The organism is Arthrobacter sp. efr-133-TYG-104 (genome assembly GCF_030208915.1).
Taxonomy (GTDB): domain Bacteria; phylum Actinomycetota; class Actinomycetes; order Actinomycetales; family Micrococcaceae; genus Arthrobacter.
Window position 1 is genome coordinate 97,907 of the sequence record NZ_JARVTA010000001.1, and the last position, 12,722, is coordinate 110,628.

Annotated in this window: 11 protein-coding genes and 1 tRNA gene; 6 read left to right on the forward strand and 6 right to left on the reverse strand. The window is 63.2% G+C overall.

Annotation, left to right across the window (positions count from 1 at the left end; all coding sequences use genetic code 11):
• Nucleotides 1–48: 48 nt before the first annotated feature.
• Both QRN04_RS00495 and QRN04_RS00500 read right to left on the reverse strand, forming a co-directional pair.
• A complete protein-coding gene (locus QRN04_RS00495; protein ID WP_284974185.1) occupies nt 49–756 on the reverse strand; it encodes a hypothetical protein in 708 nt (235 codons plus the stop codon).
• Entirely contained in the window at nt 753–1,475 is a 723-nt protein-coding gene (locus QRN04_RS00500; protein WP_284974186.1) for a hypothetical protein, read from the reverse strand. The genes QRN04_RS00495 and QRN04_RS00500 overlap by 4 nt, the downstream gene beginning before the upstream one ends.
• A gap of 187 nt (nt 1,476–1,662) precedes the next feature.
• On the opposite strand from QRN04_RS00500, the gene QRN04_RS00505 reads away from it, so the two are divergent.
• Nucleotides 1,663–3,324: an ABC-F family ATP-binding cassette domain-containing protein gene (locus QRN04_RS00505; RefSeq protein ID WP_284974187.1), complete on the forward strand. Its 1,662-nt coding sequence runs from the start codon at nt 1,663–1,665 to the stop codon at nt 3,322–3,324.
• Nucleotides 3,325–3,327: 3 nt separating this feature from the next.
• Nucleotides 3,328–5,241 (forward strand): ABC transporter ATP-binding protein, encoded by a 1,914-nt coding sequence (locus QRN04_RS00510; protein ID WP_284974188.1) that lies wholly within the window; start codon nt 3,328–3,330, stop codon nt 5,239–5,241.
• 33 nt (nt 5,242–5,274) lie between these two features.
• Here QRN04_RS00510 and QRN04_RS00515 read toward each other — a convergent pair whose 3' ends face one another.
• From QRN04_RS00515 to QRN04_RS00525, 3 genes are all read right to left on the reverse strand, one after another.
• Complete coding sequence (locus QRN04_RS00515; protein WP_284974189.1) at nt 5,275–5,688, reverse strand: NUDIX hydrolase; 414 nt, start codon at nt 5,686–5,688, stop codon at nt 5,275–5,277.
• A gap of 2 nt (nt 5,689–5,690) precedes the next feature.
• Nucleotides 5,691–6,143, reverse strand: coding sequence for a DUF6314 family protein (locus tag QRN04_RS00520; protein WP_284974190.1), 453 nt, complete (start codon nt 6,141–6,143; stop codon nt 5,691–5,693).
• A 1-nt stretch (nt 6,144) separates the two neighbouring features.
• Nucleotides 6,145–6,217 (reverse strand) — tRNA-Arg (locus QRN04_RS00525).
• 107 nt (nt 6,218–6,324) lie between these two features.
• Between QRN04_RS00525 and QRN04_RS00530 the strand changes: the two genes are divergently transcribed.
• Nucleotides 6,325–7,122: a hypothetical protein gene (locus tag QRN04_RS00530; RefSeq protein ID WP_284974191.1), complete on the forward strand. Its 798-nt coding sequence runs from the start codon at nt 6,325–6,327 to the stop codon at nt 7,120–7,122.
• Here the strand turns inward: QRN04_RS00530 and QRN04_RS00535 are convergent.
• On the reverse strand, nt 7,119–7,802 hold the full coding sequence (locus QRN04_RS00535) for a hypothetical protein (RefSeq protein WP_284974192.1): 684 nt from the start codon (nt 7,800–7,802) through the stop codon (nt 7,119–7,121). The genes QRN04_RS00530 and QRN04_RS00535 overlap by 4 nt on opposite strands.
• 33 nt (nt 7,803–7,835) lie before the next feature.
• Between QRN04_RS00535 and QRN04_RS00540 the strand changes: the two genes are divergently transcribed.
• From QRN04_RS00540 to sucC, 3 genes are all read left to right on the forward strand, one after another.
• A complete protein-coding gene (locus QRN04_RS00540; RefSeq protein ID WP_284974193.1) occupies nt 7,836–8,681 on the forward strand; it encodes an inositol monophosphatase family protein in 846 nt (281 codons plus the stop codon).
• A gap of 110 nt (nt 8,682–8,791) precedes the next feature.
• Nucleotides 8,792–11,311, forward strand: a complete 2,520-nt coding sequence (gene pcrA, locus QRN04_RS00545; protein WP_284974194.1) for a DNA helicase PcrA — start codon at nt 8,792–8,794, stop codon at nt 11,309–11,311.
• A gap of 232 nt (nt 11,312–11,543) precedes the next feature.
• Nucleotides 11,544–12,713: an ADP-forming succinate--CoA ligase subunit beta gene (gene sucC / locus QRN04_RS00550; protein ID WP_284974195.1), complete on the forward strand. Its 1,170-nt coding sequence runs from the start codon at nt 11,544–11,546 to the stop codon at nt 12,711–12,713.
• Nucleotides 12,714–12,722 lie beyond the last annotated feature (9 nt).

Consider the following 12,722-nt stretch of genomic DNA (forward strand, 5'->3'; position numbering starts at 1 on the left):
GTTCACACATTCATGATTGTGCCACGATCTAATGCTTTTGTGAAAGTCCTAAACCGAAATTTTACGTTTACGACGCGCGTACGCCTTGGAAAGCCATATTCCCGCTAGGCCCAGCGCGGTAGCGAGCACCGCGGAGTAGTTGATGAGCGAGCGCAGCCATAGGTGGACTGCAGGGATCAGCGGGAACAGTTGCGATACCAGCAGGAGGGCCAGGCCCACGAAGAGGAGCGCGGCTGCGCCGCGCAGTAACGCCGGGGGTCGTCCTGTGACAGTGCGCCAGATCGCCGGCAGCAGGCACGCGGCAACGAATCCGGGATAGAAGCGACCCAGCGCCGCGTAGGCCTCCATGGAAGGTCCCCACGTCAGCCCGTTCATGCCCACTGTGGATCCCCGCGTGTCCGTGATGACGAAGAAGAACGTGGTCAGCCCCACCGTGAGGCCGAGGACGGTCAGCCCCCACGGGCCACGGATGGCGCGTTCGGCCGAGGCGGAAGCGAACCCCATGGCGATCTTGACACCCATCAACAGGAACGTTCCGTACAGGAGGAAACGGAGGATGAGGTTGGTGACATTGACGCCGCCGAGCACAGCGTCCAGCGCCAGGTAGGGGCCTTCGATGCTGAGGAGGATATCCAGGGTCATCAACGCGAAGATGTAGAACAGAACCCGATTTTCACCCCGCAACAAGCTTGGTAGCCGAGCAATGGTGATAGCCAGACAGACCACGAGCGTGGCCCAGGGCAGGACAGCCGTCATCCGAGGTTCTCCCAAATCCGTTCAGTGCGTTCGTGGTCTTGTTCTTGGCGGCGCAACGTTTTGCCGAGGGCTTGGAGCCGCTCTCCGGCCAGCGTCACCAGCTCGCCCTGCGTCATGGCGTCCAAGGCTTCTTGCCGGGCGTTTGGCGGCCACCCCGCCTCCGCCTCAGTGATCAATCCGCCGGCCACCAGCCCGCCAGCGGGTCCGACGCCGGCAGCGCGCGAAGTAGCGATGGCCAGTTCCGGGGGAAGCCTGTTCGCGGTCAGATGTGCCGAGAAATTCTGTGGCGCGATTCCGGTTGCCTGGCTGACCCGGTGCCGCAACTCGCCGTCGTCGATCGCGTCCACCCAGTTCCGCACAGCGGTGGGATGCGGTGTGGCGGACAGGACCATGGCCGGGATGGAACCTGGTTGGCTGCGTTCAACCACTGCCCGGAGCAGGTCAACTGTTGCTATTTGGCTCACCAGTTCGCCGGCTGTGGGAGGGACCGGGTCACCTCGAAGGACGGCGTAGAGATCGAAGGTGGCGAGTGCCTGCACCGGGTTGATGTCAAAGCCGCGGCTGATGCTCACCAAAGTGGACTCCGCCACCTTGCCGCGGACCAGTTGCTGAGCCAGCGTTGTCCGTTTGATCCCGGCAATCCTGCAGACGTCCGCCGTGCTGGCATGTGGCGCAACGCCATGGAGCCAGCGTTGGAACGACTTGGACTGTAACGGCATGTGGGTCTTTCCGGGATGAAGTTTGGGCCGGGGTGATGTTCGGGCCACGACGATTTTACGCCGACGCCACATTGAATTATGCTTGATGCTTGAACCCGTTGGTCCGTACACCCCCCAAGTCCGGACCAACGGGTTTTTCCATGCCTGCGCATATCGCGGCCTGAATCTCGCGTTTTGAGGACTGACAATGACTGCAACCTTGGTGGCCAAGGATCTCGCAGGTGGTCATGGCCACCGTACCCTCTTTTCCAAGCTGTCCCTGACCGTGGCTCCCGGCGACGTTGTGGGGGTCGTTGGCGCGAACGGGGCCGGCAAGTCGACGCTGCTGCGCATCCTCGCGGGCGTGGACCAGCCCCAAGAAGGGGCCGTCAGCTTGGCGCCGTCGGATGCCTTCGTCGGCTGGTTGCCGCAGGAACATGAGCGCGTAGAGGGCGAGACCATCGCGGCCTACATCGCCAGGCGTACCGGCTGCGCCCAAGCCACCGCAGAGATGGAGTCCTCGGCAGAAGCGCTCGGCTCGGGTGCCCCTGGATCTGATGATGCCTACTCGTTGGCGTTCGATCGCTGGATGGCGTCCGGAGCTGCCGACATTGACGATCGGATTCCCGCCGTCCTTGCCGACCTGGGCCTGGAACTTGGCGCGGACGCCCTGATGACCGGGCTCTCCGGTGGCCAGGCTGCCCGCGTTGCGTTGGCCGCGCTGCTGCTTAGCCGATTCGACGTCGTGCTTCTTGACGAGCCGACCAACGACCTCGACTTGGACGGCCTTGCCCGCCTTGAGGCCTTTGTCCAAGGTTTGCGGGGCGGGGTGGTCCTGGTATCACACGACCGTGAGTTCCTGGCCCGCTGTGTCACAACCGTGGTGGAACTCGATCTTGCCCAGAACTCCGTTGCTGTGTACGACGGCGGCTATGAGGCTTTCCTCGAGGAGCGGGCTGTGGCTAAACGCCATGCCCGTGAGCGCTTCGAAGAGTTCGCCAACACCAAAGCGGATCTGGTGTCCCGCGCGCGCACACAGCGGGAATGGAGCTCCCAAGGTGTACGCAACGCCATGAAGAAGAGCCCGGATAACGACAAGATCCGCCGCGCGGCGAGTACTGAGTCCTCCGAGAAGCAGGCTCAGAAGGTCCGCCAGATGGAGTCCCGGATTGCGCGGCTTACCGAGGTGGAGGAGCCGCGCAAGGAATGGCAATTGCAGTTCAGCATCGGCCAAGCACCGCGTTCCAGTGCCGTCGTGGCCACCTTGCGTAACGTCGTCGCACGCCAGGGCGACTTCACGCTGGGACCGGTCAACCTCCAGCTGAACGGCGGTGAGCGAATCGGTATTACGGGCCCTAACGGCGCCGGCAAATCCACGCTGCTGCGCCTGTTGCTGGGTACACAGGAACCCGACGACGGCGACGCTTCCATGGGTGCCTCGGTGGCCATTGGCGAGATCGACCAGGCCCGCGGGCTGCTCGACGGCGAACGGCAGCTCGGTGACGCCGTGGAGGCTGTGCTGGCAGACTGGAACAGTGCAGAAGTTCGCACGCTGCTGGCCAAGTTCGGTCTCAAGGCGGACCACACCTCACGCACGGTGGATTCGTTGTCCCCGGGTGAACGGACGCGTGCCGCGCTTGCCCTGCTCCAGGCCCGGGGCGTGAATCTTCTAGTGCTCGACGAACCTACCAACCACCTGGATCTTCCGGCAATCGAGCAACTCGAGGAGGCGCTGGAGGGCTACGAAGGCGCGCTTTTGCTGGTCACCCATGATCGCCGGCTTCTGGAGAACGTGCGGCTCGACTCGCGCTGGCACTTGGAAAACGGCCAAGTCCAGGAATTGCATCACACCTCAAGCCAGGAGAAGTAACCAATGAGCATGGACCGCGTGGCTTGGAGCTCGCTGTACAACATCACCACGGCGAAGAGTGGCTCACAGCCATTTTCCCGGGCCACCCTGAAGCGGGTGCTGGGTTTCGCTGCTCCGCACAAAGCAAAGCTGATCGCCTTCGTCATCGCCTCAATCGTGGCCGCCTTCCTGGCTGTTGCCACTCCGGTGCTCGCAGGCCAGGTAGTTGGTGCGCTAATCGCTAAGTCCGGAGTGGACAAAGTAGTGTGGCTTGCCATCCTGATCGCCATCGTGGCTGTTGGCGAGGCCGGTGTTGGGCTCCTGACCCGATGGTTGTCCTCCACGATCGGTGAGGGCGTCATCGTGGACCTCCGTACCCGCGTGTTCGATCACGTGCAGCGGATGCCCATTGCCTTCTTCACACGAACCCGGACCGGCGCGCTGGTCAGCCGGCTGAACAATGACGTCATCGGCGCGCAGTCCGCTTTCGCCGGAACACTTTCCGGCGTGGTGAGCAACGTGGTGGCCCTGGCTTTGACTTTGGCCGTCATGCTCAATACTTCGTGGCTGGTGACGGTGCTCGCCATGATCCTGCTGCCGATCTTCCTCGTTCCGGCCCGGCGCATGGGTTCCAAATTGGCCGATCTGCGGCGCGAGGCGGCAGCGCACAACGCGGCCATGGGCACCCAGATGACGGAGCGCTTCTCAGCCCCGGGCGCCACCTTGGTGAAGCTTTTCGGCCGGCCGGACGAGGAGTCCCGTGAGTTCGCGGCCCGGGCAGGCCGTGTGCGGGACATCGGCATCCGCATGGCAATGCTCCAGTTCACGTTCGTCACCGCCCTGACCCTGGTCTCGGCGCTTGCTTTGGCTTTGGTGTACGGCCTCGGTGGGTGGCTGGCGCTCGGCGGGCAGTTGGCGCCCGGCGACGTGGTGGTTCTGGCCTTGCTCTTGACGCGCCTCTACGCTCCGCTGACCGCGCTGTCGAACGCCCGGGTTGAAATCATGAGCGCTTTGGTCAGCTTTGAAAGGGTGTTCGAGATTCTGGACCTGCAGCCGCTCATCACGGAAAAGACGGATGCCGTGGCTGTTCCGGCAGGGCCGGTTGCCGTGGAATTCGACGACGTCCGGTTCTCCTACCCTTCCGCGGACAAGGTCTCCCTTGCTTCCCTTGAGGATGTCGCCACCCTGGATACCAGGGGCGGCGAGGAGGTTCTCCACGGGATCAGTTTCAGGGTGGAACCGGGACAAACGGTGGCCCTGGTGGGTTCCTCCGGTGCCGGTAAGTCCACCGTGGCCCAGCTGCTCTCGCGGCTGTACGACGTCGACTCCGGAGCCGTGCGTTTGGGCGGACACGGGCCAGGCGCCGGCGTTGACGTGCGCGATCTCCGCTTTGATTCGCTGCGGGACACCTTGGGCATGGTGACCCAGGACGGGCACCTGTTCCACGAAACCATTGCCTCCAACCTCCGTCTCGCACGGCCCGGGGCCACCGAGGAAGAAATGTGGAGTGTCATCCGGCGGGCCCGGTTGGAGCCCATGGTCCGGTCATTGCCTGACGGGTTGGAGACCGTGGTGGGGGAGCGGGGTTACCGGCTTTCCGGCGGCGAACGCCAACGTCTCACCATTGCCCGCCTGCTCATCAAGCAGCCGCGCGTCGTGATTCTTGATGAGGCGACTGCCGCGCTTGACTCCACCAACGAAGCAGCAGTCCAAGCAGCCTTGGGGGAGGCGCTCGAGGGGCGCACCGCCGTCGTGATTGCTCACCGCCTCTCCACCATCCGTGCCGCGGACGTCATTCTGGTGGTTGAGGACGGAACGATTGTGGAGCGCGGTACCCACACAGAACTGCTGGCCGCCGACGGCCGATATACGGAGCTGTACCAAACCCAGTTCGCTGAGGCCACCGCGGCTGTCCAGGAAGCGCTGCCCGAGCTCTAAGCCATCTGCCAGCTGCTGGGCCCCGTCTGCGAGCTACTTGGGCGGGGTCAGCAGCGGGATGATGTGGTCGGTCAGCAAGGGGGCCAGGTCATCGGGCAGGGGAGCGGCGACGTCCAGCCACCGAATCTCCGCGATCTCCGCGGACGGGTGTGCCTCCCACGTTCCGGGCGCAGTGAAAACCGTGGCCTCGATGTTCGTGGCAGCTTCATTGGCGGCGGCCGCGAGCCACACGCCCAACGGTTCAAGATCCGCCGCCGGCACGTCGATGCCGACCTCCTCGGCGAGTTCCCGCGAGGCAGCCTCGGCGGCGGTTTCGCCCTGTTCCGGCTTGCCGCCGGGGTGCATGAACTTGTCCGTGCCGCGCTTGCGCACGGTCAGCAGGTGGCCTTCTCTGTTGTAGACGCAGACGGCGCTGACGATGATTAGGTCCGTGTCGGTATGGCGCACATTTACCTCCCGGAGTCGATTCTGCTCAGGTGCGATGTGAGCAACAGATCTTTGGCAGGGCCGCGCACGTCCCAGCTGAAGCTGAACGAGTCCGGCCCGAGGTAGCTGTAGTTGACGCGGTAATCGTCCGGATCGCACCAGTGCTCGTCCTGATGGCCTTGCTCGGAGAAGCTCATGACGTGGAATGGCCTGCCGTCGGGGAAGAATACGTCCATCGAGGCGGCATCCGGCCCGGCTTTGAGAACGTACTCGCGGAAGGCCGGGCCCGAGTGGGTAGGCCAGTGCATGGTGCCGTCTTCACGGTAGTCAAGGCCGCCGTCGAGGTTCTGGAGGTAACGCACGACGCCGGTAAAGGTGCCGCGGGTGCCGGTGGAGCGGTCCACGAGATCCCTTTTCACCCTCCAGTTTCCGGCCAAGTAGGACCGCAAATCCTCGGGGGGCTGCTGGTGGTTCAAGTGCCCTCGATTGGAATCGAACCAACGACACCGGCTTTAGGAGAGCCGTGCTCTATCCACTGAGCTACGAGGGCCTGTGTGTCCACGGCTCAAATCCCGCTGCTGGAGCTCCAGGTCCTGGACACGACTACAAGCATACAAGCTGGCAGGGCAGTGCTCGAACACCGCTAGGCTGGCTTCCATGAAAGGTCATGCGGCTGTAACGGCAGGAGCCGGCTCCATCCTTCACTCCGTCCGGCGGATCAGGGCAGACATCGGTGCCTGGGCGCAGCTAAGTGTGCTCCAGTACTTCCTTGCTGAAGCTGCAGTCATCGAGGCTTGGGCAGGACCCGAGCCGTACAGCAGGGCCACCGGACTCATCAGCGATCTCGGGGCCAAATATTGCGGCATATATGACGATCGCGCCGTGTGTTCGCCGTTGCACGAGCTGATGAACGCCTCCTTTGTGGTCCAAGGCCTGGCATTGATCTTCGGCGCCATCTTCCTCACAGCCGGCCTGCTGTCGGTGGCAGCCCGCCCCGGCGTGGAACCGCAACGGTTCCGGCTGGTCGAAAGCTCCAACAACCCTTCCGATGCCGCCCGGGCCAGGCTGGTTGCCCCGCCGTGGATCATGGCCGTAGCCATCCGGATTCTCACGGGAGTCGCGGGTGTGGGAACCGTAGTGGTGGGGCTGGTTCCAGAGGACCTGCATTCACCGTGGCACTTCGCCGGGGCGTTGATGTTCTTTGGCGGGGGAGCCGTAACGCTCCTCTTGTTGGGAATCCTGTGGTTCCGTCAGACCCCGGTCAGTTGGTTCCTGTTGGCCTGCGGTCTCGTTTCCCTTGTGGCTCTGGTGACGGGAGGCCTTACGCGGATGGAGGTGGCGGAACCCGGCCTGCTGGAACGGCTCATGGGATATCCCGTGACGATCGGCCTGGCCGTAGCCGGGTTGGTGATCGCCCGTCGCGTTCACAAGGCACGGAAAGAAGCTGCTCGCTAGCGCTGATCCCGCTGTTCCGCCCGAGCCTGTTCCGCCCGAGCCTGCTTTGACCGCTTTCGGCCGAGGTATACCGCTGCCGCGCCACAAAGGATGCTCAGCAGGAAAAGTACCCAGGAAGCAACGGTGACGGCCGAGGCCAAGGCCACCAAACCGGCGTCGGGCGTGGCCGCGGCCACCATCGAATCGATGGCGATGTTGGACCACAAGTGGGCCACCACGAAGAGCAGGGGAGCGGCCCACATGGCCCGTCGCCACGACCTGCGGGACACATTGGTCCCTATCAGCAGAAGCCAACTGAAGCCGAAGATCAGCGGAAACAGCGTCCCAGCGGTCTTGTGGAGATAGCTGAGCTGCCCGCGGGCGGCATCATCCATTGCGGCATGCAGGTGGGTGATGTAATCGGTCGAGAACCCACCGATCAGCGAGTCGGGCATGGCCATCCCGCCCGAGAGCTGAGTCATCTGGTTCAGCGTGAGCAAGTGCAGGTACCAAAAAAGGAACAGGCTGGCCACAACACCGGCGATCACGATCAGCTTTGAGTTGTTCGGCGCCTGCTCCGGCGAGCGCCCGGCAGGCGTGCTGGTGCCGGCGGCCGGTTTGATCACGGGAGGCGGGGTGTGATCCACAACCACTGCCTTGGCTCCGTGCTTCTTGATGCGCTGCGCTTGTGTTTTGGCCATGGTATTCATTATCCCGCCACATAAGCTGTAACCATGACCACCGGCAGGCACACCGCAACTGAACTGGACCCCACGCTCGATGACTACCAACTGGCCAGCGCCTTGGTTCGGGAAGCAGGCCAGCTCGCCCTCCTCATGCGCATGGGCGGGCTGGAAGGTGAACGGAAGACCTCGGTGTCCGACGTCGTCACGGCAGCTGACCACGCGGCCGAGGCTTACGTCATGGAACAGCTGCGACGCTGCCGCCCGGAGGACGGCATCTTGGGTGAGGAAGGCGCATCTGTTTCCGGAACCAGCGGCCGTACGTGGGTGATCGATCCTGTGGATGGCACGTACAACTTCCTGCACGGATCCACCTACTGGTGCTCCGCAATCGCGCTGAAGCACGACGACGGGACAGATGCCGGGCAGCGTACCGTTGACCCGTCCGTGGTGCTTGGCGCCATTTACCAACCGGAGTTGGATAAGTTGTGGCTAGGCGGCCAGGAGCACGCTGCCACGTTGAATGGCGAGCCCATCTCGGGTCCAGGCGGAGCCTCGGTTGCTGGGATCTGCGCCGCCACCTACATCCATCCCACGTGGCTTGCCGATCCCCGCACGGCCATGCCGTGGCATGCTGCCGCCGTTTCCGCAGCGTCGCTGCGCATGTTCGGTTCCGGCTCATGCGACTTGGGCCGCGTAGCCGACGGCGAACTCGGTTGCTGGTTCCAGCACAGCTGCCCGGAATGGGATTGGTTGCCGGGCAAGGCGATCGTCCGTGCCGCAGGTGGGGACACCGCCGTCGTGCAGGTCAACGGAATGAATTGGTTCGTCGCTGGAGGCCCGACGGCGGTTCGGGAGTTGAGCGCGGCGCTCACCTCAGTCCCGCAGTTTACCTAGCGCAGGCTCGCCGCGGGTGGCTGGCTTCTGGATGATCCGGGCCACCGCTGAGCGCGTGCGGTGAGCGTCCGTCGTGAGTGTCAGGGGCACCGCCTAGACTGGTAGGCACCATGGATATGTTGTTTGACCCTTACGCAAACGGACCCTTCAAAGCAGGCACCAAAACCGCAGTCAAGGCTGCCCCGGAGCTATCCCGCACTGGTGGAGGCTCCATGGCAACGCCTGCGCCCGCTCCAGAGGGTCCGGCAGCAGGCGGTTGGGGCAACCAGGCGTCCTCGGGACTCCCGACGGCGGATGCCCTCCTTCAGGGGTTGAACCCACAGCAGGAAGAGGCCGTCAAGCACGCAGGAAGCCCGTTGCTCATCGTGGCCGGCGCGGGTTCGGGCAAGACCCGCGTGCTGAGTAACCGCATCGCCTACCTCATAGCCACCAAGCGCGCCCATCACGGCGAAATCCTGGCCATCACCTTCACCAACAAGGCAGCGGCGGAAATGCGGGAACGCATCGAGGCTTTGGTGGGTGGCCGGGCCAAGTCCATGTGGATCTCCACCTTCCACTCCTCCTGCGTCCGGATTCTGCGGAGGGAGGCCGCGAGCGTTGGCCTGAACTCGAATTTCTCCATCTATGACTCGGCCGATTCCCTGCGCCTGATCACCCTGGTCTCAAAGAACCTGGATCTTGATCCCAAGAAGTTCGCCCCCAAGGCCATCCAGCACAAAATCTCAGCGCTCAAGAACGAACTGATCGACGCCGATTCGTACGCCTCTTCTGCGAACTACAACGACCCCTTCGACACGGCCGTGGCCGAGGTCTTCAAGGGTTACACGCAGCGATTGCGCCAGGCCAACGCGATGGACTTCGATGACCTCATCGCAGAGACTGTCTACATGTTCCGGGCTTTCCCTGCGCTCGCAGAGTCTTACAGGCGCCGGTTCCGCCATGTCCTGGTGGACGAGTACCAGGACACCAACCACGCCCAGTACGCGCTGGTCAGGGAAATCGTGGGCACGGGAGCGGACACCGACGTCGAACCGAGCGAACTCACGGTGGTGGGCGATTCCGATCAATCAATTTATGCGTTCCGTGGCGCCGACATCCGCAACATCGTGGAGTTCGAGGCAGACTATCCCAACGCGCGCACCATCAAGCTCGAACAGAACTACCGCTCAACGCAGAACATCCTCAGCGCTGCCAACTCGGTCATCTCCCGCAATCCCAACCGCCAGGAAAAGCGCTTGTGGACCGCGGAAGGCGACGGCGAAAAAATAGTGGGCTACGTGGGGGAGAACGAGCACGACGAAGCCCAGTTCATCGCCAAGGAAATCGACCGCCTGCAGGACGAGGAAGGCCTGCGCCCTGGTGACGTCGCGATCTTCTACCGGACCAATGCCCAGTCACGGTCCATCGAGGACGTCCTGGTCCGGGTGGGCTTGCCGTACAAGGTTGTTGGCGGCACCCGGTTCTACGAGCGCAAGGAAATTAAGGATGCCCTGGCGTACTTGCGCGTGTTGGTGAACCCGGACGACGACGTCAACCTCCGGCGCGTGTTGAACGAACCCAAACGGGGGATCGGCGATCGCGCTGAAGGTGCCGTGGCGGCCTTGGCTGAGCGGGAACGGACATCATTCATGACGGCCGCCCGCCGCGCAGACCAGGCACCTGGCATGGCAACCCGCTCCGTTAACGCGGTGCTGGGCTTCGTTAAACTGCTGGACGACCTTGCCGAAGTCGCGTCCGGTTCAGGCGCGTCGGCAGCACTTGAAGCCGTCCTTGAGCAGACCGGCTACCTTGCCGGGCTTCGGGCCAGCAACGACCCCCAAGATGAGTCGCGGGTTGAGAACCTCGCCGAACTTGTGGCTGTGGTCAGGGAGTATGAGCGTGACAACCCGGAAGGCTCGCTCGGCGAGTTCTTGGAGCAGGTCTCGCTGGTGGCAGACGCTGACCAGATTCCGGATGCTCCCGGTGGGGACATTGATGCCGCAGTGGCTGAGGCCAAGCGCATGGGAGTGGTCACGCTGATGACCCTCCACACGGCCAAGGGCTTGGAGTTTCCCGTCGTCTTCCTCACGGGCATGGAGCATGGAATTTTCCCCCACCAACGCTCGGCAACGGACCCGAAGGAGCTCGCGGAAGAACGCCGGCTCGCCTACGTGGGCCTCACGCGTGCTCGGAAACGCCTCTACGTGACGCGCTCAGAGGTCCGCAGTATGTGGGGCCAAAGCCAGTACAACCCTGCCAGCCAGTTCCTCGAAGAAATCCCCTCCGAGCTCGTGGAGTGGAAGCGCGAAGGCATGAGCCGCCAAGCAGGCGGCTGGGGGAGTGCCCCCATCGGCTCAAACCGGTACGGTGGCTCGTTCTGGGGTGCCGGAACCTCCCGCGGCGCTGCCGCCAGCCCCACCGCAGGATTCGACGCCGACGTCCCTGCCGCCGTCGTCCGCAGCAGGGTTCAGCCCCAAAAGGAAGTCATTTCCGTGGTGGTCGGGGACAAGGTGAACCACACGAGCTTCGGCAACGGCGTGGTGCTGGGTATCGAAGGCGCAGGGGACAAGACGGTTGCCAAAGTGAAGTTCGACGTCGGCGAAAAGCGCCTGCTGTTGCGCTACGCGCCGTTGACGAAATTGGACGTATAAGAGCGTGATTCTGCGGCATTTCTACACGTGATAGAAGTGTAAGGTTACTCACTTAACAGGTAGTGTGTAGCTGGCGGGACTCCTCAACGGGCTAAAGTTCCGAGAGGACCTTACGCAATGTGACTGGCTTTAAACCCGGTTGTTTACCGCGTACTTTCCGCAGCTGGCTAACGCGGTCATCGCGGTTCCCGGCTGAACAGAAAACTACTTCGACGTAGAAGGACACTAAACCGTGGACCTGTTTGAATATCAGGCGCGCGATATGTTCGAGGCGCACGGTGTACCCGTGCTCGCTGGCATCGTGGCGCACACCCCTGAAGAAGCAAAGGCAGCTGCTGAGAAAATCGGCGGCGTAACTGTCGTAAAGGCACAGGTTAAGGTCGGTGGCCGCGGTAAGGCTGGCGGCGTCAAGGTTGCCAAGACTGCCGAAGAGGCACTTGAGTACTCCACCAACATCCTGGGCATGGACATCAAGGGCCACACCGTCAACAAGGTGATGATCGCCCAAGGCGCGGACATCGCCGAGGAATTCTACTTTTCGGTCCTCTTGGACCGCGCCAACCGCAACTACCTGGCCATGTGCTCGGTTGAGGGCGGTATGGAAATCGAGCAGCTGGCAGTTGAGCGTCCCGAGGCTCTGGCCAAGGTTGCCATCGACCCCGCTGTCGGCATCGACCAGGCCAAGGCCGACGAGATCGTCGCAACAGCAGGCTTCCCCGAGGAATTGCGCGGCAAAGTTGCCGACGTCATCCTGAAGCTCTGGGATGTCTTCAAGAAGGAAGACGCAACGCTGGTCGAGGTCAACCCGCTGGTTCGCACCGGTGCAGGCGAGATCGTTGCTCTCGACGGCAAGGTTTCCTTGGACGAGAACGCAGACTTCCGCCACGTGCACCACGCCACGTTGGAGGACAAGGACGCAGCTGATCCGCTCGAGGCCAAGGCCAAGGCGCAGGACCTCAACTACGTCAAGCTCGACGGCGAGGTCGGCATCATCGGCAATGGCGCCGGTCTTGTGATGTCAACCCTCGACGTCGTTGCTTACGCCGGCGAAAACCACGGCAACGTCAAGCCCGCCAACTTCCTTGACATCGGCGGTGGAGCGTCCGCTGAGGTCATGGCCAACGGACTGGACGTCATCCTCGGCGATGACCAGGTCAAGAGCGTTTTCGTGAACGTGTTCGGTGGCATTACCGCGTGTGACGCCGTCGCAAAGGGCATCGTGGGTGCGCTTGCTGAGCTTGGTTCCTCCGCGAACAAGCCGCTGGTAGTTCGCCTCGACGGCAACAACGTTGAGGAAGGCCGCCGCATCCTGACCGAGGCCAACCACCCGCTGGTTACCCTGGCCGCCACCATGGACGAGGGCGCCGACAAGGCCGCCGAGCTCGCCAACGCAGCTAAGTAAAGGGACCCG